The organism is Arthrobacter sp. 05T423 (assembly GCF_056396245.1).
Window position 1 is genome coordinate 1 of sequence record NZ_JBFTLC010000025.1, and the last position, 22,560, is coordinate 22,560.

19 protein-coding genes are annotated in these 22,560 nt (G+C 66.1%); 6 read left to right on the top strand and 13 right to left on the bottom strand.

Features of this window, described 5'->3' with window-relative positions:
- Positions 1-630: 630 nt before the first annotated feature.
- Positions 631-1,533, top strand: a complete 903-nt coding sequence (locus AC1DFE_RS16950; protein ID WP_476907042.1) for a M20/M25/M40 family metallo-hydrolase — start codon at positions 631-633, stop codon at positions 1,531-1,533.
- A 36-nt stretch (positions 1,534-1,569) separates the two neighbouring features.
- On the opposite strand, the gene AC1DFE_RS16955 is transcribed toward AC1DFE_RS16950, so the two are convergent.
- Entirely contained in the window at positions 1,570-2,328 is a 759-nt protein-coding gene (locus tag AC1DFE_RS16955; RefSeq protein ID WP_476907043.1) for a 4'-phosphopantetheinyl transferase family protein, read from the bottom strand.
- Between the two features lie 73 nt (positions 2,329-2,401).
- Between AC1DFE_RS16955 and AC1DFE_RS16960 the strand changes: the two genes are divergently transcribed.
- Entirely contained in the window at positions 2,402-2,902 is a 501-nt protein-coding gene (locus AC1DFE_RS16960) for an N-acetyltransferase family protein (RefSeq protein ID WP_476907044.1), read from the top strand.
- Positions 2,895-4,247: an alpha/beta fold hydrolase gene (locus AC1DFE_RS16965; RefSeq protein WP_476907045.1), complete on the top strand. Its 1,353-nt coding sequence runs from the start codon at positions 2,895-2,897 to the stop codon at positions 4,245-4,247. Before AC1DFE_RS16960 ends, AC1DFE_RS16965 begins: the two co-directional genes overlap by 8 nt.
- Before the next feature lie 140 nt (positions 4,248-4,387).
- On the opposite strand, the gene AC1DFE_RS16970 is transcribed toward AC1DFE_RS16965, so the two are convergent.
- From AC1DFE_RS16970 to coaE, 3 genes are all read right to left on the bottom strand, one after another.
- Complete coding sequence (locus tag AC1DFE_RS16970; protein WP_476907046.1) at positions 4,388-5,413, bottom strand: TerC family protein; 1,026 nt, start codon at positions 5,411-5,413, stop codon at positions 4,388-4,390.
- Positions 5,414-5,608: 195 nt separating this feature from the next.
- Complete coding sequence (gene uvrB / locus AC1DFE_RS16975; RefSeq protein WP_476907047.1) at positions 5,609-7,708, bottom strand: excinuclease ABC subunit UvrB; 2,100 nt, start codon at positions 7,706-7,708, stop codon at positions 5,609-5,611.
- Between the two features lie 62 nt (positions 7,709-7,770).
- A complete protein-coding gene (gene coaE / locus AC1DFE_RS16980; protein ID WP_476907048.1) occupies positions 7,771-9,018 on the bottom strand; it encodes a dephospho-CoA kinase in 1,248 nt (415 codons plus the stop codon).
- 109 nt (positions 9,019-9,127) lie between these two features.
- Between coaE and AC1DFE_RS16985 the strand changes: the two genes are divergently transcribed.
- A complete protein-coding gene (locus AC1DFE_RS16985) occupies positions 9,128-9,775 on the top strand; it encodes a YigZ family protein (RefSeq protein WP_476907098.1) in 648 nt (215 codons plus the stop codon).
- 87 nt (positions 9,776-9,862) lie between these two features.
- Positions 9,863-10,429: a type 1 glutamine amidotransferase domain-containing protein gene (locus AC1DFE_RS16990; protein ID WP_476907049.1), complete on the top strand. Its 567-nt coding sequence runs from the start codon at positions 9,863-9,865 to the stop codon at positions 10,427-10,429.
- Between the two features lie 127 nt (positions 10,430-10,556).
- Here the strand turns inward: AC1DFE_RS16990 and rpsA are convergent, their stop codons facing one another.
- The 3 genes from rpsA to polA all read right to left on the bottom strand — a co-directional run bounded on the left by rpsA (position 10,557) and on the right by polA (position 16,253).
- Positions 10,557-12,032 (bottom strand): 30S ribosomal protein S1, encoded by a 1,476-nt coding sequence (rpsA, locus tag AC1DFE_RS16995; protein WP_214851478.1) that lies wholly within the window; start codon positions 12,030-12,032, stop codon positions 10,557-10,559.
- Between the two features lie 192 nt (positions 12,033-12,224).
- Positions 12,225-13,529: a GNAT family N-acetyltransferase gene (locus AC1DFE_RS17000; protein ID WP_476907099.1), complete on the bottom strand. Its 1,305-nt coding sequence runs from the start codon at positions 13,527-13,529 to the stop codon at positions 12,225-12,227.
- An 87-nt stretch (positions 13,530-13,616) separates the two neighbouring features.
- The gene (gene polA / locus AC1DFE_RS17005) at positions 13,617-16,253 is read right to left on the bottom strand and encodes a DNA polymerase I (protein WP_476907100.1); all 2,637 of its coding nucleotides are present in this window, start codon (positions 16,251-16,253) and stop codon (positions 13,617-13,619) included.
- Between the two features lie 178 nt (positions 16,254-16,431).
- Here polA and AC1DFE_RS17010 point away from each other — a divergent pair, with 178 nt between their 5' ends.
- Positions 16,432-16,974 carry a hotdog fold thioesterase gene (locus AC1DFE_RS17010; protein ID WP_476907050.1) on the top strand — a complete coding sequence of 181 codons (543 nt, stop codon included), beginning with the start codon at positions 16,432-16,434 and terminating at the stop codon, positions 16,972-16,974.
- 35 nt (positions 16,975-17,009) lie between these two features.
- On the opposite strand, the gene AC1DFE_RS17015 is transcribed toward AC1DFE_RS17010, so the two are convergent.
- The 6 genes from AC1DFE_RS17015 to AC1DFE_RS17040 all read right to left on the bottom strand — a co-directional run bounded on the left by AC1DFE_RS17015 (position 17,010) and on the right by AC1DFE_RS17040 (position 22,534).
- Positions 17,010-17,558 (bottom strand): dihydrofolate reductase family protein, encoded by a 549-nt coding sequence (locus AC1DFE_RS17015; protein ID WP_476907051.1) that lies wholly within the window; start codon positions 17,556-17,558, stop codon positions 17,010-17,012.
- Positions 17,559-17,604: 46 nt separating this feature from the next.
- Complete coding sequence (locus AC1DFE_RS17020) at positions 17,605-17,826, bottom strand: hypothetical protein (protein WP_476907052.1); 222 nt, start codon at positions 17,824-17,826, stop codon at positions 17,605-17,607.
- Positions 17,823-19,052 carry an inorganic phosphate transporter gene (locus tag AC1DFE_RS17025; RefSeq protein ID WP_476907053.1) on the bottom strand — a complete coding sequence of 410 codons (1,230 nt, stop codon included), beginning with the start codon at positions 19,050-19,052 and terminating at the stop codon, positions 17,823-17,825. Before AC1DFE_RS17025 ends, AC1DFE_RS17020 begins: the two co-directional genes overlap by 4 nt.
- 187 nt (positions 19,053-19,239) lie before the next feature.
- Positions 19,240-19,827 carry an HAD domain-containing protein gene (locus tag AC1DFE_RS17030; RefSeq protein ID WP_476907054.1) on the bottom strand — a complete coding sequence of 196 codons (588 nt, stop codon included), beginning with the start codon at positions 19,825-19,827 and terminating at the stop codon, positions 19,240-19,242.
- 144 nt (positions 19,828-19,971) lie between these two features.
- Positions 19,972-21,228 (bottom strand): FAD-dependent oxidoreductase, encoded by a 1,257-nt coding sequence (locus AC1DFE_RS17035; RefSeq protein WP_476907055.1) that lies wholly within the window; start codon positions 21,226-21,228, stop codon positions 19,972-19,974.
- Positions 21,221-22,534, bottom strand: a complete 1,314-nt coding sequence (locus AC1DFE_RS17040; protein WP_476907056.1) for an MFS transporter — start codon at positions 22,532-22,534, stop codon at positions 21,221-21,223. The genes AC1DFE_RS17035 and AC1DFE_RS17040 overlap by 8 nt, the downstream gene beginning before the upstream one ends.
- Between the last annotated feature and the right edge of the window lie 26 nt (positions 22,535-22,560).

The window sequence follows — 22,560 nt, forward strand, 5'->3', positions numbered from 1 at the left end:
GCGCGCTCAACCATCTCCCGCGCGGGCTTGAGCTTGATTGAACCGGCGAAATTGAACCCCTCGATCTTCAGATAGAGGCGGCAGCCCAACACCCCTTCCAGGTCGACGAACAGGCTCTGCTCGTTGAACAGGTGCGGATCCTTGATAATCGGCATGTTCTTCCTCGTTCCCCTGCCATGAGCTTGGTCAGGGGTGGGGATGTTCCTGCCATGTTCCTGCCAGCTTGTGTGTGAAGGGAGGCGGACATCTGCGTCCGGACCACGTTCACTTTTCAAGAAGAGCCGCGCAAAGCGGCACGAGCGGAACACTGCGGCTGCCGCTATTTCCCCCAGCAGCGAATACCTGGCTTCCCCACCGCGAGTGCTTCGGGATGCAGTTGAGGCTTCAAACCTCTGGTTCGACAGTAGACAGGTTCCATGGCCTACCGCAACCACTTCGAGTACCTGCATCCAAGCCCTTGTGAGTACCTACTTACTCGCAAACGCTGCTTTTTTCTGGCCCCATACTCGACTCTTGTCAAAGTCCTTCCGGCCCCGCGGACGAGGCGGTAGTTTTCACATATGGACGCGTTCCGCTCGAACCGCCGGCCGGGAAGGACCACGGCAGGAGCCGTATTTACTGTGGTCCATTATGTTGCTGGGGGCGTTCGTTCGGCACCTGCGGAACGGCTACCACCGGTACCGCCGGGTCGCAGACGCCGCGGGAGGAAACCGTGCTTCCGGCACTTCCGGCTACGACGCCTCCGCCAGCTACGTTGAGCAACAGTTGCGTGCAGCCGGGTACAAGCCGGTCCGGCAGGTATTCACGTACAGTGACGACAGGCGGGACACCGACGTGGAGACCTTCAACATCCTGGCGGACACCGCCGGCGATCCGGCCCACACCATCGTGGTGGGAGGACACCTGGACTCAGTGCGCCCCGGTCCCGGGATCAAAGACGACGGCAGCGGTGTGGCCGCCATCCTCGAAACCGCCCGCTGGATGGCCGAATCCGGGGTCAAGCCGAAAAACAGGGTGCGTTTTGCTTTCTGGGGGGCTGAAGAGGTTGATCTGCTCGGTTCCAAGCACTACGTGGATTCCCTAAGCAGCAGCGAACTGTCCCAGACGATGCTGAACCTGAACCTGGACATGGTGGCCTCGCCCAACGGCGGCCGGTTCGTCCACGACGGCGACAGCTCAACCTTCGGGGATGCCGGCCCTGCCGGCTCGGATGGCGTCGAGCACATGTTCATGGACTACTTCGCACAGAATGGACGGGCGGCTGAAGCGGCGATGTTTGTTGATGGCGACTCCGACTACGACACCTTCCTAAGGGCCGGCATTCCGGCCGGCGGGCTGTTCAGCGGGGACGCTGAAGGAAAGACGGCGGACCAGGTCGAGGAATTCGGCGGCGTTGAGGACGGCGATTTCGACCCGTGCTACCACAAGAGCTGTGACACCCTGGCGAACATCAACGCGCAACTGCTGAACGAAATGGCGGGGGCACTGGGCTACACCACGGTGGCCTACGCGCTGATGTCCCAGCCGCAGTGAGACCGGGAACGGGCCTGCACTCTGGGAACCGGGGCGCTAGGAACCGGGCTTAAGAACAACCGCCAGCGACGCGGTGAAGGAGTCCGGTAGCCCCACTGAGCCTGTATCCACGGGACTGAGCAGCCAACGATCGGGGCCGCTTCCATGGCCCCGCAGCAGAGGAATGGGTCCGGCAACGTCCACCAGGCTGGGGTCGACGGCGGCCAGTCCCCGGCCCAGCGCCTTGAGGACTGCCTCCTTGCGGGTCCACAGGAGTGTCTGGACGGTGGCCCGGAGCGCTGGCTCCACGCTCTGAAGGTGTTCCTGCTCGCGCGCCGACAGGGCAACCCCGCCGAACCCGTCGAAGCCTGCGGCCGTGGTGGCCTCCAGGTCCACGCCGAGCCCCAGCACCTGTTGGTCCGCTGTGGCGGCCAGCAGGCACCAGTCCCCCGCGCGGCTCAGGCTCGCTAGGACGGTGGCCCCGGACGAATCCACCCGGTAGCGGGGCATACCGTGCACATGGTCGTCCCTGGTGCACTCCCGGCAGACGAAGTCTGCCCGCAGCACACCTGCACTGACAGCCGCGGCTTCGGCGGCATGGCGGCGCAATGCTATCCGTCCTGCCAGGAACCGGTCCCGGCGGATTTCGGAACCGAACGACTCTGCCAGCCGCCGCTCGGCGTCGTCCAAGGTGTTGGCATCCCGAAGGTCCACGTCGGACAGCTTCACGGCCGCCAGAAGGATCCGGTCAATGCTTGGCTCTGCCAGCCTCTCCACCTGCTCTCCGGAAGGGGTGCTGCATTCCTGATAGATCAATGGAATCAACAGCCTATCTCCAGTCGCCTGCTGCCGGCATGCTGCCTCGGCCGGACGCAGTAAGCTCGGATTCATGAGTGTAATCCGTCCCGCCACACCCGCTGACGTTCCTGCAATCCTGCAGATGATCCACGAGCTGGCCGTCTACGAAAAGGAACCGGACGCCGTCCGCAACACGCCCGAGCTGCTCACCGAGGCGCTCTTCGGCCGCAACCCGCGGGTTTTCGCCAACATGGCCGAGAACGAGGACGGGGAGGTGCGGGGCTTCGCGCTCTGGTTCCTGAATTACTCAACGTGGGAAGGCGCGCACGGGATCTACCTGGAGGACCTCTACGTCACCCCGGAAGCCCGCGGCGAGGGCCACGGGAAGGCGCTTTTGCAGCATCTGGCGGCGACCGCCGTCGAACGCGGCTACGCACGCGTCGAGTGGAGCGTACTGGACTGGAACGAACCGTCCATCAACTTCTACCGGAAGCTGGGGGCGTTCCCGATGGAGGAATGGTCCACGTTCCGGTTGACAGGAACGGCACTGGCCGAGTTTGGCAGCCGCAGCGAGGCCGGTGTCCATGGCTGAGGCAGCGCTGGACGCCACAGTGCATGCGGTCCCCGTCCATACCGTCCGCGCCCGGCACAAGTTCCGCGGCATGCGCACGGCGGAGCACTACTTCACGGTGCCGCTGGACCATTTTGCCGGCGCGGACGCGGACACCGCGGAGACCATTACAGTCTTCGCGCGCGAGTACGTCTCCGACGAGCACCGCGACGCAGACGCCGCCGACCTGCCGTGGCTCCTGTACCTGCAAGGCGGACCCGGCGGGCGGGGCAACCGCTTCGCGTCGCTGGGCGGCTGGAGCAAGGCCGCCGCGAAGGACTTCCGCATCCTGATGCTGGACCAGCGGGGCACCGGCCTGTCCTCCCCCGTTGACCGCAACACCCTGCCGCTGCGCGGGGACGCCCGGGCGCAGGCAAAATACCTCGAGCACTTCCGGGCCGACTCGATCGTTGCCGATGCAGAGCTCATCCGGCAGGCCCTCGGCGCGGAGCCGTGGACTGTTTACGGGCAAAGCTACGGCGGTTTCTGCGCCCTCACGTACCTGTCGTTCGAGCCCGCGGGGCTGCGCGAGGTCCTGATCACCGGCGGGCTCGGCCCGCTGACCGGCCCTGCGGAGCGGGTCTACCGGGAGACCTTCAAACGGGTGGCAGCCCGCAACGCAGAGTACTTCGGCTGGTACCCCGAGGACCGTGAGGCCGTGAACCGGATTGCCAACCACCTCCGCGGCGCGGCGGAACACCTCCCGGACGGTTCTCCGCTGACGGTGGAGAGGTTTCAGATGGTGGGGTCCTTCCTCGGCGGGAATACCAGGGTGGACAGCCTGCACAACCTGCTGGAGGACGCCTTCGTGGCGACTCCTGACGGGCAGCGGCTCTCGGACCCGTTCCTGGAGCAGGTCCGGACCCTCGTCTCGCGCGCGGCCAACCCCCTCTACGCACTGATGCACGAGTCCATCTACGGCCAGGGCGCGGCTACGGACTGGGCCGCCTGGCGTGTGCTTGAGGAGTTCCCCGAGTTCAGCCCGGACGCTGCCGAGGTTCTCCTGACCGGCGAGATGGTCTACCCATGGTACTTCGACCAGGATCCCGCCCTCCGCCCGCTGAAGGAAGTGGCGGAACTGCTGGCGGCCAAGTCGGACTGGAAGCCGCTGTACGACGCGGCGCAGCTGGCCGCCAACATCGTTCCGGCGGCCGCCGCCGTCTACCGGGACGACATATATGTGGACCAGCGGCTCTCGCTGGAGACCGCGGCCGCCGTCCGCAAGCTGAAGACGTGGGAAACCGGCGAGTTCCACCACGACGGCATCGCCGACGACGGCGAGGCCATCTTCGGCCGCCTGCTTGGCATGGTGCGCTCCGCCCGCTGACCACCGTCACTTAAGCCCCCAGCGCGAACGAATCCATAAGCCCCCGCCCCGGCACGAACGAACAAACCCCGCACGAAGACAAAGCAACCCCGGCCACCAGGTGGCCGGGGTTGCTTTTAGGCTGGGGCGCGAGCGGTAGCCTAGTCGACGTCGCTCAGGCTCTTCCGGGCGTCCTCCTCGAGGCGGGCGTCCAGCTTTGCCTTCTGTGCGCCTGAGCTCATCAGGCTGGCGATGACGGCGATGATGATGGTGCCGATGATGACCGCGAGCGAGACGTACGTCGGGATTTCCGGGGCCCATTCGATGTGGTGCCCGCCGTTGATGAACGGCAGTTCGTTGACGTGCATGGCGTGCAGGACCAGCTTCACACCGATGAAGGCCAGGATGATGGACAGGGCGTGCTTGAGGTAGATGAGGCGGTTCATCAGGCCGCCGAGCAGGAAGTACAGCTGCCGCAGGCCCATCAGCGCGAAGATGTTCGCCGTGAACACAATGAAGGCGCTCTGCGTCAGGCCGAAGATGGCCGGGATGGAGTCGACGGCGAACAGCAGGTCGGTCATGCCGATGGTGACGAAGACGATGACCATAGGGGTGAAGACCTTCCTGCCGTCCACCACCGTGCGCAGCTTGCCGCCGTCGAACTTCTCGGACATGGGGATGACCTTGCGGAGCTTGCCGATGAGGACGTTCTCCTTGTCCTCTTCGTCTTCACCCTCGTCCTGCGCCTGCTTCCAGGCGGTCCAGAGGAGGAAGGCGCCGAAGATGTAGAAGACCCAGCTGAACTGCTCGATCACGATGGCGCCGAGCATGATGAAGATGCCGCGCAGGATCAGCGCGATGATGATGCCCACCATCAGCACTTCCTGCTGGTACTTACGCGGCACCGAGAAGCGGGCCATGATGATGATGAAAACAAACAGGTTGTCGATGCTGAGGCTGTACTCAGTCACCCAGCCTGCCACAAACTGGCTGCCGTACTCGGGTCCCGTGAACAGGAACATGGCACCGGCAAACACGAGGGCCAGTGCCACATAATAGGCCACCCAGAGGCCGGCTTCTTTCATAGAGGGCTCGTGCGGACGGCGCACTACCAGAAGCAGGTCCATGAGGAGGATGATGCCGAGGACGACGAATGAGCCGACCTCAAACCAGACGGGAAGTTCCACAAAAGTGCCTTTCGCAGGGTACAGAAAACCGGTGTAAGTCTCTCCGGCGAACCTGTGCACTTGGTGCTGATGTGGCTGCCCGCTACGCCCGGCAAGGCATCTGTGCCTTGCGTGCTGACGTTCGTAGCGCTTGGGATACTCCCCTACGTGTCCCCAACTTTACCCTAGAGCCGCGGCCGCGCGCGCCAGGTGACGCTAGGCGTGCCCGGCTGCGTGCATCTGGCGGAGTTCCTTTTTCAGCTCGCCCACTTCGTCGCGGAGCCGGGCAGCCAGCTCGAACTGCAGCTCGGCGGCGGCACCGTGCATCTGCTCCGTCAGCTGTTCGATCAGGCCAACCAGGTCCTCGGCCGGCGCCGCGGCCAGGCCGTCCGCGCGGACCGTGGCCGCGCCCTTGGCGGCCGACTTGCCCCGTTTGGCGCCCTTGGCCAGGCGGTTGTTGTTCAGCAGTTCCTGGGTGTCTGCGTCCTCCTTGGCAATCTGGTCGGTGATGTCGGCGATTTTCTTCCGCAGCGGCTGCGGATCAACTCCGTTTTCGGTGTTGTAGGCGACCTGGATGGCCCGGCGCCGGTTGGTTTCATCGATGGCATGGGCCATGGAGTCAGTAATCCGGTCCGCGTACATGTGGACCTGGCCCGAGACGTTGCGCGCGGCACGTCCGATGGTCTGGATCAGGGACGTGGATGATCGCAGGAAGCCTTCCTTGTCCGCATCGAGGATGCTCACCAGGGAGACTTCCGGCAGGTCAAGGCCTTCCCGGAGCAGGTTGATGCCCACCAGGACGTCGAATACGCCCATCCGCAATTCGCGGAGCAGTTCCACCCGGCGGAGGGTGTCCACGTCCGAGTGCAGGTACTCCACTTTGACGCCGTGCCCCAGGAGGTAGTCGGTGAGGTCCTCGGCCATCCGCTTGGTGAGGGTGGTGACCAAGACGCGCTCGTTCTTCTCGGTGCGGGTCCGGATCTCATCCAGGAGGTCGTCGATCTGGCCCTTGGTGGGCTTGACGACGACCTCGGGGTCGACCAGGCCGGTGGGACGGATGATCTGCTGGACAAAGCCGTCCGCCTTGCCGAGCTCGTACTTGCCCGGGGTGGCGGAGAGGTAGACCGCCTGACCTACGCGGTCCTGGAACTCGTCCCATTTGAGGGGCCGGTTGTCCATCGCCGAGGGCAGCCTGAAACCGTGGTCAACCAGGTTCCTCTTGCGCGACATGTCGCCCTCGTACATGGCGCCGATCTGCGGCACCGTGACGTGGGATTCATCAATCACCAGCAGGAAGTCGTCCGGGAAGTAGTCGATGAGGCAGTGCGGCGCGGTCCCGCGGGCGCGGCCGTCAATGTGCGAGGAGTAGTTCTCGATGCCGTTGCAAAACCCCATCTGCTGCATCATTTCGAGGTCGTACGTGGTGCGCATCCGCAGCCGCTGGGACTCCACCAGCTTGTTCTGGATCTCGAGCACCGCGAGCCGCTCCGCCAGTTCATCTTCGATTCTCTTGATCGCCCGGCTCATGCGTTCCGGACCGGCTACGTAGTGCGAGGCCGGGAAGACGTACATTTCGGTCTCGTCCCGGAGCACTTCACCCGTCAGGGGATGCAGCGTCTGGATGTTCTCGATCTCGTCGCCGAAGAATTCGATCCGGATCGCGAGCTCCTCGTACATCGGGATGATTTCCACGGTATCGCCGCGGACGCGGAACGTGCCGCGGTGAAAGTCCATGTCATTGCGGGTGTACTGCATGGAGACGAATTTCCGGAGCAGATCGTCGCGGTTCATCTCCGCACCCTTGCGGAGGGTCACCATGCCGGCGATGTACTCCTCCGGCGTACCCAGGCCGTAGATGCAGGAAACTGTGGCCACCACAATGACGTCACGGCGGGTCAGCAGTGCGTTGGTGGCGGAGTGCCTGAGGCGTTCCACTTCCTCGTTGACGGATGAGTCCTTCTCAATGAAGGTATCCGTCTGCGCCACGTAAGCCTCGGGCTGGTAGTAGTCGTAATAGGAGACGAAGTACTCCACCGCGTTGTTGGGCAGTAGTTCGCGGAATTCGTTGGCCAGCTGCGCAGCGAGGGTTTTGTTCTGCACCATCACGAGGGTGGGCCGCTGGACCTGCTCGATCAGCCACGCGGTGGTGGCACTCTTGCCGGTGCCGGTGGCGCCCAGCAGCACCACGTCCTTTTCGCCGTTCTTAATGCGTTCGGTGAGTTCGGCGATGGCCGCCGGCTGGTCACCTGCCGGCTTGAACTCGCTGATGACCTCGAAGGGCGCAACGACGCGGTTGATCTCCTGCGCAAGACTCATGTATCTAATCTACAGCCGGCCACTGACAGGAATTCCTGATTCCGCTTTGGGCTGTATGGGGTTCAGCCGTGGCTGGCGTTGGCGGAGGTGCTGGCGGTGGTGGAAACGTACGACGGCGGCTGCCAGCCGCTGCTTTTGGCCCACCGTTCCATGCCGGGAGCCGCTACCTCGCTGAACCAGGTTTCCTTGTCCTCGGCGTAGCCTGCGGTGGAGGCGTCGGATGCATGCAGGGCGGCCACGCGCCGTTTCTCGGCGGCATACTCCCCCCGCGCGCCCGGGTCAGCGCCCAGCCAGTCCCGGAAGCAGAGGGCAAACCGCCAGCCCGGCGAACCAGCCACCCTGACATGGATATTCGCGGGACGGCCGGGATCGGCATTCCCGTGCAGGCGCTTGGACCAGGCCGACGGGTCGGGGCGCCCGTGAGGGCTGTCCATCAGGATGCCCGGCCAGAGCGGGAACCCTGCGGCCGCCAGCAGCGGCGCGATCCGGTCCGCCGTCGCCAGATCAGTGACCGCGAGCTGCAGGTCGATGACGTCCTTCGCCTCGAGGCCGGGAACCGCCGTCGACCCGATGTGGTCCACCGCCAGGACGTCCTCCGGCGCGGCGGCCTTCAGCCGCTCCGCCAGGCCGGCGGCCTGGCGCGGCCAGTCAGGGTCGGGGTTCGCCAGGACGGGCGCGCCGTTCCGGGCTGCCACCGTGGCCTGGCTGATGTTCCGGGCGAAGGGCACGAGCCGCCCAGCCCACAGTCCGTCTACCGTGGCCAGCAACTCCTCGGGCGTCCCGGCGTTGGTCAGGACCACGTCCGCAGCGGCGAGCCGCTCGCGCCGGGACGCCTGCGCTGCCATCCTTGAGCGGGCGTCAGCTTCAGTCATGCCGCGGTTCTCGACCATGCGCCGCAGCCGGGTGTCCTCGGAGGCATCCACCACCAGCACAAGATGGAAGTTCTTCTGCTGCCCGGTTTCCACCAGGAGCGGGATGTCCTGGACCACCACCGCCCCCTCCGGCGCGGCGGAAATCACTGCCGCGGCGCGTGCGCGTACCAGCGGATGGACGATGCCATTGAGCTGCGCGCGCCGTTCCGGGTCCTGGAACACAATGGCCCCGAGGCGTGGCCGGTCGAGCCGCCCCTCGCCGTCGAGGATGCCAGGGCCGAACGCGTCCACGACGGCGGTGAGGCCCGGAGTGCCTGGCTCCACGACTTCGCGGGCGATGGCGTCGGCGTCGACCAGCACTGCCCCCCGTTCCTCCAGGCGTTTTGCCACCAGCGACTTCCCCGAGGCGATGCCGCCCGTCAACCCAATCTTCAGCACTCCCCAAGACTAGACTGATCCGGTGGCAGAAGAGGCAGTTCCAGCACACAAAGCGACAACACAGACAGAGGCAGGGACGACGCAAAGCAGGCAGTCCGAGTACACCACGCTGGCTGCCGGGAACGGTTTCCGCCACGAGATCGAGATCAAGCGTTCCCGGTTCATCACCGTCCTGCGCCGGGCGGAAACTGAAGCGGACGCCCGCGCCCTCGTGTCCGAACTCCGCCGCGAGTTCCACGACGCCCGGCACCACTGCTCCGCCTTCGTGCTGGGGCCCGACCGGGACGTCCAGCGCTCCAGCGACGACGGCGAACCCTCCGGCACAGCCGGGATCCCCATGCTGGAGGCCCTTGTCCGGCGGGAAACAGCGCCCGGGGTCACGGACCTCAGCGACGTGAGCGCCGTCGTCGTGCGTTACTTCGGCGGAATCCTGCTGGGGGCCGGCGGGCTGGTGCGCGCCTACTCCGAGTCGGTGTCGACGGCGCTGGAGCTCGCTGCGATGGTGCAGCGCCGGCGGCTGCGGATCTGTGCTGTGCGGGTGCCGCACGCCGCGGCGGGGCGCCTCGAGAACGACCTTCGCAGCGCAGGCTACGCGATGGCGGAGACGGGCTATGAAGCCCAGTCCACGGTGCTGCGCCTGGCCCTGCCGGATGCACCCGCTGAGCTGGCGGCGGCTGCCGACCGCCTCGCCGCCATGACCGCCGGGGGCGCGGCCCTCCAGCCCGAGGGCACAGAGTGGATCGACGTCCCGCGCTGACGGCAGGCTGAAGGAATCATCAGCTTGCTTATGAGTTTGCGCTTTCCTAGGGTGGACCTGTAAGGCATCACCGGAATTGGAGGACTCATGTCAGAGCACAACATCACCGGCAAGAGGGTCGCGTTTCTGCTGACGGACGGCGTGGAGCAGGTTGAACTGACCAGCCCGTGCGACGCCGTCAAGAACGCCGGCGGCGAGCCTGTCCTGGTGGCCCCTAAAAGCGGCAAGCTCCAGGGATTTGAGGGCGTCGAAAAGGGCGACACCTTCGACGTCGACCTGGCCCTGAAGGACGCCAACGCCGCGGATTTCGACGCCCTGGTAATTCCCGGCGGCGTCGTGAACGCCGACCACCTCAGGGTGGACAAGGACGCCCAGGCCTTCGCCCGGAGCTTCTTCGAACAGCACAAGCCTGTGGCGGCCATCTGCCATGGCCCGTGGCTGCTCATTGATGCCGGCGTCGTCAAGGGCCGGAACCTCACTTCGTACCATACGTTGGCCACGGACTTGCGGAACGCGGGCGCCAACTGGAGCGACCAGGAAGTCGTGGTGGACCAGGGCTTCGTGACCAGCAGGAAGCCGGACGACCTCCCCGCCTTCAACGACAAGGTGCTGGAAGAGATCGCCGAAGGCGAGCATGCCGGGCAGACCGCCTGACACCGCCGGCTTAGGCACCGGCACAACTATCCGCCGGCACCAAAAAGGTGGCCGCCCCCTTCCGGGGACGGCCACCTTTTTACCGACGTTCAGCCAGCATTACTGACTCTCAGCCAGCACCGGGCAATTAGTTGCCGGTGAGCTTCTCGCGCAGAGCGGCAAGAGCCTCGTCCGAAGCAAGCGTGCCTGCACCGGAATCGGTGGCAGCCGGCTCGGAGGAGTAGCTGGTGGTGCCGGAGTCGCTCTCACCGGACGTCGCAGCAGCGGCGTCGTCGGCAGCGTGCTGGGTAACCTGCTTCTTGTGTGCTTCCCAGCGGGTCTGGGCGTCAGCGTACTGCTGCTCCCAGGCGGCGCGCTGGTTCTCGTAGCCTTCAAGCCACTCGTTGGACTCCGGGTCGAAGCCCTCCGGGTACTTGTAGTTGCCCTCTTCGTCGTACTCTGCGGCCATGCCGTACAGAGCCGGATCGAACTCGGTGCTGTCGGCGTCAACGCCCTCGTTCGCCTGCTTGAGGGAGAGGGAGATGCGGCGGCGCTCGAGGTCGATGTCGATGACCTTGACGAACAGTTCGTCGCCAACGGAGACAACCTGCTCAGCCAGCTCAACGTGGCGGACAGCCAGCTCGGAGATGTGAACGAGGCCTTCGATGCCGTCTTCGACGCGGACGAATGCACCGAACGGAACGAGCTTGGTGACCTTACCCGGAACAACCTGGCCGAGGGCGTGGGTGCGGGCGAAGGTCTGCCACGGATCTTCCTGCGTAGCCTTGAGCGACAGGGAGACACGCTCGCGGTCCAGATCCACTTCGAGGACCTCGACGGTGACTTCCTGGCCAACCTCGACAACCTCGGACGGGTGGTCGATGTGCTTCCAGGACAGCTCGGAAACGTGAACCAGGCCGTCTACGCCACCCAGGTCCACGAAGGCACCGAAGTTGACGATGGAGGAAACGACGCCGGGACGGACCTGGCCCTTTTCCAGCTTGTTGAGGAAGGTGGAGCGGACCTCGGACTGGGTCTGCTCGAGCCATGCACGGCGGGAGAGCACAACGTTGTTGCGGTTCTTGTCCAGCTCGATGATCTTGGCTTCGATCTGCTGACCGATGTACGGAGCCAGGTCGCGCACACGGCGCATCTCGACGAGGGATGCGGGCAGGAAGCCGCGCAGGCCGATGTCGAGGATAAGACCACCCTTGACAACCTCGATGACGGTACCGGTGACAACACCGTCTTCTTCCTTGACCTTCTCGATGTCGCCCCAGGCACGCTCGTACTGAGCACGCTTCTTGGAGAGGATCAGGCGGCCTTCTTTGTCTTCCTTGGTGAGCACCAGGGCTTCGACCTGATCGCCAACGGAGACGACGTCTCCGGGGTCAACGTCGTGCTTGATGGAAAGCTCGCGGGAGGGAATGACACCTTCGGTCTTGTAACCGATGTCGAGCAGAACTTCGTCGCGGTCGACCTTGACGACGGTACCTTCGACGAGGTCTCCGTCGTTGAAGTACTTGATGGTCGCGTCGACAGCTGCGAGGAAGTCCTCAGCGGTACCGATGTCGTTGATCGCGACTACGGGGGTACCGGGCTTCTCGGTGGAGGTGATGGTCATGTAGTAGGGGCTCCGTTGTGGATAGTTAGTCGGTCAGGCAAACCGCCGCGCCTGAGTTATGGAACGCAGGCGCAGGTGCGGGCACTCCGCAGGGAAGTGCCTGGTCATCCTGATTTTGTGGATTGAATAAAAAACGTGCACGTAGTACACGCCCGTTTATTCTAGTGGCAAGCGCCAACCGGGGTCAAAGCGCTAGAAATGTGTCAGGCAGTGAGGCGGACGTTCGACGGCGAACATGCGGGCGGCGCGGAATGCCGCCCCCGGGGCGTGCTCCAGGATGCGTCCCGACGCTGCCAGGGTCACGGGGCTGACCCCGCCAAGGTAAATGGCGGACAGTGCCGCCACGTCCAGTTCGAGGTCGGGCGCACTGATATCGGGTGCACTGAGGTCCGGCGCGCCGCTGACTACGGCGCAGCCGCCGTCAGCGTCCAGGGTGAAGGTGCCGCCGGTCAGGCCAAGGGAGTCGGCGACTTTCAGCACCAGCCGCCCGTCGGCCGGGTAGTGGCGGGCTTCCAGGGCCTGCTTCACGTCGAGGATCCGCAGCCAGAGCATGTCCCGGGCTTCCGAAGCCTCCACGCAGCGCGCGTCTTCGAGAGCCCAGCGCAGCGGATCGTCCACCGGCGCTTCCTCCCAGCTGACCCGGTCCACCAGGTCAATGGCGGCCAGGTACTGCCACAGCTCCAGGTACGCCGCTCCGGTCGCCGCGACCAGGTCCACGACCTCCATGGTGTACGGGGTGCTGGACCAGCCGGCGAACCTGTAGGAGACGTAGCCGTCCACGTCGCCGCCGGGCCCGTAGTGGAGCGCCACCTTGACCTTGGGGTCTTCGTCCCCGTCGCGGCTGACGGATCCCGAGGCGAACTGCCGGTAGAACTCGTGCCGGCCGACGGATCCGGGCGTGATGCGGTGCAGGCGGTCGAAGACCTCCGGAGCCAGGTCCAGCAGCACTTTGGGTTCGGCCACCTCGACGCTGCCCACCGGCGTGTGGTTGAGCCGGAAACGCGCCGTGGTGTCCACTTTCACAGACTGCTCGGACGTGGCCACACCGAACCCGAACCGGCCGTAGATCGAGGCCTCGGACGCCGTGAGGGCTGCCATCGCCAGGCCTTCCTCCCGTGCGCGGCGCAGGTCCTCCCCCATCATGCGGCGCAACAGGCCGCGGCGCCGGTGCGAGGTGCGGACCGTCACGGCGGTCACCAGCCTGGTGTCCAGCAACCGGCCAAAGCCGATGTTCAGGGTCTTGTTCATGGTCCCGAAGGTGGCAACGGGCACGTCGGCGCCGAGCGAGTGGCCGGCTACCGTTCCTGCCTGGTAAACACCGGTCATGACGCGCCCGTCAGCGCGCTGCAGCTCGATGCTCCTGTCCACGCGCTCGTCGCTGCGCCGGGCATCGTGGAACCCGAAGGCCACCGCCCGCATCCACGCAACTGATTCCGCATACGCAGGATCGTCCTTGGCCGCCGCTTGGAACCGGCGGATTTCATAGTCCACGCTCAGATTCGACACAACCCCGAGCCTAGCCAAGGTCCCGCCGGCCCGCCACCGGCACGCGGACGTGCATGTGGCGGCCCGGTCGAGCCTGGGCTAGTGGCCTGCGTCGTACCAGCTGGTGCCGACGCCGATCTGGACTTCCAGCGGAACGCTGAGCTCCGCAGCGGCGGCCATCTGCTCCGTGACGAGCTTTTCGACAGCCTCCCGTTCGCCCTGGGCCACTTCAAGCACCAGTTCGTCGTGGACCTGCAGCAGCATGCGTGACTTGAGGCCCTGTGCGGCCAGTTCCGAGTGCACGCCCAGCATGGCGCGCTTGATGATGTCCGCGGCGGAGCCCTGGATGGGCGAGTTCAGCGCGATGCGTTCGGCGTTCTCCCTCATCTGCCGGTCCGTGCTGGTGAGGTCCGGCAGGTAGCGGCGGCGGCCCTCGATCGTGGCGGTGTAGCCGTCCACCCTGGCCTGGTCCACCACGCCGCGGAGGTAGTCGCGCACCGCACCGAACCGGTCGAAGTAGTCCTTCATGAGGTTCCTGGCCTCGTCCACCGAGATCTCCAGCTGCTTGGACAGCCCGAAGGACGTCAGCCCGTAGGCCAGGCCGTAGGACATGGCCTTGACCTTGGAGCGCATGGCGCTGGTCACCTCGGCCGGCGGCACATGGAAGATGGACGAGCCGACGAAGCGGTGCAGGTCCTCGCCCTCGCGGTAGGCCTCGATCAGCCCGGCGTCCCCGGACAGGTGCGCCATGATGCGCATTTCGATCTGCGAGTAGTCGGCGGACAGCAGGCACTCATAGCCGTCGCTGACCACGAAGATGCCGCGCACCCGGCGGCCCTCCTCGCTGCGGATCGGGATGTTCTGCAGGTTGGGGTTGTTGGACGAGATGCGCCCGGTCGCGGCCACGTTCTGGGCGTAGGTGGTGTGGATGCGCCCGTCCTCGGCCACTGACTTCTTGAGCGTCTCCACCATCTGCCGCAGCTTCGCCGATTCACGGTGCGCCATGAGCTGGACCAGGAATTCATGCCCGGTCTTCTCCAGCAGGTTTTTCAGGGAGGCGGCGTCCGTGGTGTAGCCGGACTTGATCTTCTTGGTCTTGGGCAGTTGCAGCTCCTCAAAGAGGACCGTCTGCAGCTGCTTCGGCGAACCGAGGTTCACCTCGTGCCCGATCGCGGCGAACGCCCGTTCCTGCGCGTCGTCGATCACCCTCGCCAGATCCGCCAATTGCTCATCCATCAGCTCCATGGAGACGGCGATGCCGGTCTTCTCCATGTCCGCCAGCACACGGCTCACCGGCAGTTCCAGCGTGGCCAGCAGGTCCTCGGCCTTGCGGTCCTTCAGTTCCGATTCGAAGTACCGGCTCAGCTTATGGATGACGGCAGCTACCTGGACGAGCGCGCCGGACGCGGCGGCGTCGTCGTCGAACGCCAGCTCCAGCTGGCCGGCTTTGGCGGCCTCGGGCGTGATGTGGATGTTCAGGTGGAACTGGGCCAGTTCGGCCAGTTCGTAGGTGCGGCGGTCGGGCTGGATGAGGTAGCCGGAGATGGAGGTGTCATCCACGACGCCCTCCAGGCCGAACCCGCGGTTGGCCAGCGCCTTCAGCGCCGCCTTGTAGCCGTGCATCACCTTCCGGGATTCTCCGTCGCGGAGCCACTGGGCCAGCACGTTCTCGGCGTCGGCGTCCAGCGCGGTGAGGTCCACGTAGGCTGCGGCATCCTCCCGGACAATGGCGACGGCGTCCGCGTCCTCGCCGATGCGGCCGGGCAGCACGTCCACGGCCAGGGCAGAGCGCTGCCCGGTCCCTGCCTCGAGGAAGGCCCGGAGGACGTCCGCGTCGGTGATCGTGGTGAAGTCCCTGGTCTCCAGGGCTTCGCGCTCGGGCGCCGGAGCCTCGCTGGCGTAGAGGTCGAAGAGCCGGGTGCGGATGGTCTTGAATTCGAGTTCGTCGAAGAGCTCCTCGAGCGCCTGCTGGTCGGGCCGGGGATCGGCGAGTTCGTCCAGCGTCACCGGAAGGTCGAGGTCGGTGTGGAGCTGGTTCAGCTTACGGTTCCGCTTGACGGCGTCCACGTTGGCGCGCAGCGACTCCCCCACCTTCCCGCCGATGGCATCGACGTGTTCCAGCACGCCTTCGAGGCCGCCGTAGAGGTTGATCCACTTCGCTGCCGTCTTGGGCCCGACGCCGGGGACGCCCGGCAGGTTGTCCGCGGTCTCGCCCACGAGGGCGGCGAGGTCCGAGTACCGGGAGGGGCTGACGAAGTACTTTTCCTCGACCGCGGCGGCGTCCATGCGCGGGATGTCGCTGACGCCCTTCTTCGGGTACAGGACGAACACGTTGTCGGTGATGAGCTGGAAGGCGTCTCGGTCGCCGGAGACGAGCAGCACTTCATAGCCGGCGTTTTCACCCATGGCTGCGAGCGTGGCCAGGATGTCGTCCGCCTCGTAGCCGGGCATCTTGATGGTCTTGATGCCCCAGGCGCCCATGACCTGGTCGATGAGGTCGATCTGGCCGCTCATTTCCCGTGGCGTCTCATTGCGGCCGCCCTTGTACTCGCTGTACTCGGCTTTGCGGTGAGTGGTGTCATCCGAAACGTCGAAAGCCACTGCGACGTGGGTGGGCTTCTGCTCCTTGATCAGGTTGATGAGCATGGAGGTGAAGCCGTGGATCGCATTGGTGTGCTGGCCCCGGGCGGTGGAGAACTTGTCGGCCGGGAGGGCGAAGAACGCCCGGAAGGCCATGGAGTGCCCGTCCAGCACCAGAAGCCGCGGCTGCTCCGTCAGGGGGACGACGGGGGCCTCGGTGGCCGACACCGACGGGGCATCAGGCGAGGACACGGCGATGTCCTCAAGGGTCTGGGTTGTGGACGGAATTGGGGCCGGTTTGGTTGTTTCACTCACAGGTGCCAGCCTAGTTGCCATGATGGACAATTTCACGCCCGGCCCTGCCAGTGAGGCCAGCCCCACACAGGCCGGAACGACGGCGGAACCGCCTTCCGCGGTTGAAGCACCAGTGCAGGCCGCCACGGAAGCTGACTTCAGGGAGGAGCTGTTTGCCGTCGGCGTTCCCGAGCACCTCCATGACTGGCTTGCCGAGTACGGCATCGGCGCCCTGGTGGTCAAGATGGGGATCCGGTTCCTGGAGATGAGCCCGGAGCGGTGCGTGGCCACGATGCCGGTGGAGGGGAACACCCAGGTGGCCGGAATCCTGCATGGCGGCGCGCATGTGGTGCTGGCCGAAACCCTCGGATCATTTGCCGCCGGAATGCATGCTGGCCCCGGCCGCCAGGCGCTGGGCATCGAGGTCGGCGCCACGCACCACCGCGCCGTTTTTGCAGGCACGGTGACCGGAACGTGCACGGCCATCCATCTGGGCCGCACGCTGACCACTCACGAGATCGTGATGACCGACGAGCAGGGCCGCCGGCTGTCCACGGCGCGCATCACCAACCTCATCCGGTAGCGGCAGGGCTAAATCAAACCAGCGGGGCAATAAAACTAGCGGTCGGGCCACCGGTAGCGGAGCTCCACGATCCCCCGCCCCTGTGTGCGCGTTTCCTGCAACTGAAGCGGCGCCGTCGGGCCTTCCACGAGCGGAAGCAGCCGCTTCCCGCCGCCGAGCACCACGGGGATGACCGAGACGATCAGCTCGTCCAGAAGGCCGGCGCCGGCGAACTGGGCGGCGAGTTCGCCGCCGCCCACCACCCAGATGTTCTTGCCTGCGGCGTCGCGCCGGAGGTCGTCAATGAATTCGGTTACCTCGCCGCGGACGAACGTGACGTCGGCCCCCGGCGGGGCGCTGAACTCGTGGTGGGTGAAGATCCAGCAGGGCGTGCCGGTGTAGGGCCAGTTGGCGGGTTCATGCTCCATCAGCCACTGGTAGGTGCTCCCGCCCATGGCGAGGCAGCCGACGCCGGCCATGAAGGTCTCGTAACTTTCCTTGCCGCCTTCGAAGCCGTCGAACTGCAGGAGCCACGCAAGATCGTCGTCTGCGGTGGCGATGAAGCCGTCGAGGGAGGAGGCTACGTAATACTGGACGCTGGGCATGGGCCCAGCCTAGCCACTCACGTTGCCTCTTCCCAGAGGCGGCAGGCTAGCTGCTGAAGTACGGAATGATCAGGTAGAGGCCGAACAGCACGGCGATGCCGCAGAGCCCGAAGCAGGCGTAGGAGAGGTACTTGACCCAGGCCGGCGCGATGACCTGGCGGTCACCGGCGATGGCGGTTAGCCGGACGCCGAGGGAATAGAGGACCACGATGGTCACGGCGGCAATCAGTGTGGCGCCGGCTACGGTGAGGAGTTCCAGCCACTTCATCGCTGCGGGCCCTTCGGGTTGTTGTTCTTGGCGCGCTCGGCGGCACGTGCCCTGGCGAGGGCCTTCTTCTTCGCAAAGCGGACTGCCTGCCCGGCCTCTTCGACCTCGACGGCATTGTGATGCCCCACCTGGGATTTACGGGACACCAGGAACATGTACACCACGGCGCCGATGCCGGCCACGGCCGCAATCACCACACCGGCAACCCCCGTCTTGACCAGCAGCGCGGTCAGGGCACCGACGATGCCCGCGGCAGGCAGCGTGAAGAGCCAACCGAGGGCGATGCGCCCCACCATGCCCCAGCGCACCGTGGTGCCCCGGCGGCCCATGCCGGAGCCGATCACCGATCCGGAGGCCACCTGGGTGGTGGACAGGGCAAAGCCCAGGTGCGAGGAGGCCAGAATGGCGGAGGCGGTGCTCGACTCGGCAGCGAAGCCCTGGGCGGGCTTCACCTCGGTGAGGCCGGCCCCCATGGTCCTGATGATCCGCCAGCCGCCGGCGTACGTTCCGACGGCGATGGCCAGTGCGCACGCGGTGATCACCCACAGCTGCGGGCCCGAGCCGGGGGCCTGCGTTCCTGCAGAGATGAGGACCAGGGTGATGATGCCCATGGTCTTCTGGGCATCATTGGTGCCGTGGGCCAGCGCCACCAGGCTTGAGGTGAAGATTTGGCCGGTCCGGAAGCCGCCACGCTTCTGGGTCAGCTTGCTGCCCGTCTCCGGATCGTGCCGGGACGTGAGCGCGTAGGCGATGCGGGTGCAGACGTACGCGACGAGCCCGGCGATGACCGGGGCAAAGACGGCGGGCAGAATGACCTTCTGGAGCAGCGTCTCAAGGTTGACGGAGTGGAAGCCGATGCCAACGATCGCGGCACCGATGAGGCCCCCGAATAGCGCATGGGATGAACTGGAGGGCAGTCCCTTGAGCCACGTGATCATGTTCCACAGGATGGCGCCCATCAGGCCGGCGAAAATAATGTCCGGAGTGATCTGGACCCCGCCTGACCCCTCGCGGATGATGCCGCCCGAGACCGTTTTTGCGACTTCAGTGGACAGGAACGCCCCGACGAGGTTGAGGGTGGCCGCGAGGGCAACCGCAGTCTTCGGCTTGATGGCACCGGTGGCAATGGGCGTGGCCATCGCGTTCGCGGTGTCATGGAACCCGTTCGTGAAATCGAAAAATAATGCCAGTGCAATGACCAGCGCCACCATGAAGGTGATGTCCACCTGTTGCCCAATCTGCAGAGTCTACGTACAGCAGTTCCATTTCCCCTGCCTGCACTGCACAGCATAGTTCACCCATGTTTAAGAAAACGTCTGTGGGTTGGGGTAGCGGAGCTGCAGCGCGGGCTTGAAACCTTATCGATGGTACGCGCCCAGCAGACGAGGTCAAACCTGCAGCGCGCAGGGGCTGTCAGACCTGCCTGTCCGGGCGCCGGGCGAAGGCGCGGATGGTTTCCAGCTCGCCCGGCGACAGGCCGGTCCGGGGTTCCGGCGAGACCAGCAAAGCGCCGCGGCCAAGGATCCGTGCCCACGCCTGGGCACGGCCCTCGAAGGCGAGCTGGTCATCCACCCAGATGATGCGCTCCGGCGTGCTCCTGCCCACATCGGCCTGGATGGCTTCCAGCTTCCACCACTCCGCGCCGCTCCCCGCGCCGTCGGCGGTCAGTACCGGCCATGAGCCGCCCTCCAGCCCGGTGACCGGGCAGAGCACCGCGGGCGCCAGTTCCTCCCAGCTGGTAAGCCATACACAGCGGAGCCCGGGCCGCGATGACAGCCGGTTCAGGGCCTCCACGAGCTCCGCCGCGTAGGCCACTTCCAGCATTCCGGCGTACGCGTAACGCCAGGCCGAGCCCCAGGGCGAGGTGCCCGTGGGGCCGAACGGGCAGACGACGCCGTCGACGTCCAGGTACAGGGTGACCCTGTTCCCTGAGTGTTGATTCAGCGCGGTGTTTGCATTCAGCGCGCTGTCTTCATCTTCATTCCGTTCGGCGTTTAACATGGCATTCCTCCAACACCGTGACCGGCGCTGGATCCAACGCTACGGAACGCCCGCGGGGCCGGGCAAGGCTTCCAAAAGGGCAAGGCTCCCAAAAAGGGGCAAGGCTCCCAAAAGGGGCCAGGCTCCGCCGCAGCGCCGGGTTCGTTACGCCGGAATTTTCGCCCGCACCGCCGGCGCCGGAACCGCAGCGGAGGGCACGCCGTCGCCGTCCTGGCCGTACAGCCAGTCGTTGTACTGGTAGTCGCCGTCCTTACGGCTCTTGAAGAGCAGGTTGCGCAGGGTGCGGGCCAGCCCCGACACGTGCCAGGACTCGCCCCAGACGCGTGCGGTGCGCTGAACCCGGGCCGTGCGTGCGGCGCGTGCCGCGTTGAAGTCCCTGATGGCGGCGTCCCAGGCACCGGCGTCGGCACCGTCCTCCGTGAAGACGGTCCCCAGGCTGGCCTCCTGCAGCACCGCGGCGTCCTCGAGTGCCTGGCAGGCGCCCTGCGCGAGGTACTGGAGCATGGGGTGCGCGGCGTCGCCCATCAGGACCATCCTGCCGGCCACCCAGTTTTCAATGGGGTCGCGGTCGTACATGGGCCAGCGGATGCCGGTGGCGAGGTTTTTCAATGCTTCGCGGACCGCGGGCACGCAGTCCCGGTAGGCGGCCTCGAGCTCGTCCACTCCCCCGTACTGTTCCTCGCCGCGTTCGAAGGAGGCGGATTTGAAGACGGCCACGGTGTTGAGCAGCTCGCCCTTCCGGAGCGGGTACTGGACAAGATGGCAGTCCGGGCCGAGGTAGACAATCACGTCCTCGAGGTCGCCCCGGGGTGTGTCCGCCGTGATGGGGACTGTTCCGCGGTAAGCGACGTAAGACGACGACACCGGGCCGTCCTGCGCCACCTCGCGGCGGAGTGTGGACTTGAGTCCGTCGGCCCCGAGGACAACGTCGGCCGAATAGGTGGCCCCGTCCGCCGCCTGTGCCGTGGCGCGGCCGTCCACGGTCTGGACGGTCTCGACCAGAACGTCGTTCACCAAACGGACGCCGGCGTCCCTGCAGGCCTCAAGGAGGATGCGGTGCAGGTCGCTGCGGTGGATGACCACGTAGGGGGCGCCGTAACGTTCCTCGAAGCCGCTGCCCAGGGACTGCCGGGTGAGTTCCTCGCCCGTCACAGCGTCCCGGAATACGAGGTGCTTGGGCCGGACACCGATTTCCAGCGCCTTCTCCAGCAGGCCCCAGCGCTGGAGGACCCGGGAAGCGTTGGGCGCCATCTGCAGGCCCGCCCCCACCTCGCCGAACTCCGGCGCCCGCTCCAGCAGGGTGACGTCGGCTCCGTTCTCGCGGAGGGCGAGGGCACCGGCGAGGCCGGCCATTCCGCCTCCGATCACCAGGACGTCGGTGGACGGTTTCGGTTCAGACATTGTTGGCTCCTACAGGGGTTGACGTTGTGCGGATGGTTTTTGCGGCGATGGCCACCAGCAGGAGTGCTGCTGCGGCGGCGGCCCCGGCGAATGCCAGGAAGTTTGAGTTGACGCCCAGGCCGGCTGCCAGCAGCAGGCCGCCGGCCTGCGGAGCGGCCACCGCGCCGATCCTGCCCACGCCGAGGGCCCAGCCGAGGGCTGTCCCGCGCAGGTGGGCGGGGTAGTGGCCGGCGACGGCGGCGATGACCAGGCACTGCGTTCCGTGCGTTCCCACGCCGGCCAGGACCAGCATCAGGTACACCACGGTGACCGGCGGCCCGGCCACGAGCACCAGGAGGGCGACGGCGGCTACGGCGGCCGCCGCAACCGCCGTCGGGACGGGTCCGAAGCGGGTCCCGGCCCAGGCTGTGGCCACGGAGCCGACGACGGCGCCAAGGTTCAGGGCCAGCGCGAACGTGAGCGCCGAACCGAGGTTGTAGCCCGCCAGCTGCATCAGGTTGGGCAGCCACGTGCCCAGCCCGTACCAGGCAAAAAGGGTCATGAGGGTAGCCACGGCGTAGAGCACGCTCACGCCCAGGTAGTGCGCCCGGAGCAGGGATCCGAAACCTGCGGGCCCGTTTTCCGGGGTTGTGGCTCCGGCCGGCTTCCGGGTGCTTCCGGCCGGCGGCAAGGTCTCGGGCAAGTGGCGCAGGCCCAGCGGGATGACCACCGCGAGGGCCACGACTGCGACCACGAACATGACCTGCCAGCCGAAGGCCGGGATCAGCGGGATGCCGGCAAGCGCTGCCAGCGAACCGCCGATCGGGACGCCGGACATCATCAGGGTAGCTATGGTGGACCGCCACTTCGCGGGCACGAGTTCCGCCACGAGTGCGTTGGCCGAGGGCACCAGCCCGCCGAGGCCGATTCCGGCCAGTAGCCGCAGGGAACCGAAAACGTATGCATTCGGAGCCAAGGCGCAGAGGATGGTGAAGACGGAAAACAGCACCGCGCAGCCTAGGATGGTTCGGCGGCGGCCCCAGGTGTCGGCCATCCGGCCAGCGCAGACGGCGCCGAGCATCATGCCGGCGAAGGCCATAGACCCGACCGTTCCGGCGGTGGCCTTCGTCAGCCCCCAGCCAGTGTCGTTGATGAGTGCAGACTGGACGGTTCCGTAGACGATGAGGTCGTAGCCGTCGAAGACCACCAGAAGCCAGCAGACGAGCACGGCTAGGGCGGACTGTTTGGAAAACCTGGGGGCCGCCGATGGAAGGGCTGCTCCGGGCGCGGGCCGCTCCGGCGCCGCAGCGGAAGGTGTGTGATTCATGCCACCAACTCTCATGGCCGAAGCCA

Bases quoted from the DNA above. Each gene is read 5' to 3' on its own strand.
- AC1DFE_RS16950 (WP_476907042.1), top strand. From the start codon at position 631: ATGTTGCTGGGGGCGTTCGTTCGGCACCTGCGGAACGGCTACCACCGG.
- AC1DFE_RS16960 (WP_476907044.1), top strand. From the start codon at position 2,402: ATGAGTGTAATCCGTCCCGCCACACCCGCTGACGTTCCTGCAATCCTG.
- AC1DFE_RS16965 (WP_476907045.1), top strand. From the start codon at position 2,895: ATGGCTGAGGCAGCGCTGGACGCCACAGTGCATGCGGTCCCCGTCCAT.
- uvrB (WP_476907047.1), bottom strand. From the start codon at position 7,708: ATGAGTCTTGCGCAGGAGATCAACCGCGTCGTTGCGCCCTTCGAGGTC.
- AC1DFE_RS16990 (WP_476907049.1), top strand. From the start codon at position 9,863: ATGTCAGAGCACAACATCACCGGCAAGAGGGTCGCGTTTCTGCTGACG.
- rpsA (WP_214851478.1), bottom strand. From the start codon at position 12,032: ATGACCATCACCTCCACCGAGAAGCCCGGTACCCCCGTAGTCGCGATC.
- polA (WP_476907100.1), bottom strand. From the start codon at position 16,253: ATGGCCTTCCGGGCGTTCTTCGCCCTCCCGGCCGACAAGTTCTCCACC.
- AC1DFE_RS17010 (WP_476907050.1), top strand. From the start codon at position 16,432: ATGATGGACAATTTCACGCCCGGCCCTGCCAGTGAGGCCAGCCCCACA.
- AC1DFE_RS17015 (WP_476907051.1), bottom strand. From the start codon at position 17,558: ATGCCCAGCGTCCAGTATTACGTAGCCTCCTCCCTCGACGGCTTCATC.
- AC1DFE_RS17020 (WP_476907052.1), bottom strand. From the start codon at position 17,826: ATGAAGTGGCTGGAACTCCTCACCGTAGCCGGCGCCACACTGATTGCC.
- AC1DFE_RS17030 (WP_476907054.1), bottom strand. From the start codon at position 19,827: ATGTTAAACGCCGAACGGAATGAAGATGAAGACAGCGCGCTGAATGCA.
- AC1DFE_RS17035 (WP_476907055.1), bottom strand. From the start codon at position 21,228: ATGTCTGAACCGAAACCGTCCACCGACGTCCTGGTGATCGGAGGCGGA.
- AC1DFE_RS17040 (WP_476907056.1), bottom strand. From the start codon at position 22,534: ATGAATCACACACCTTCCGCTGCGGCGCCGGAGCGGCCCGCGCCCGGA.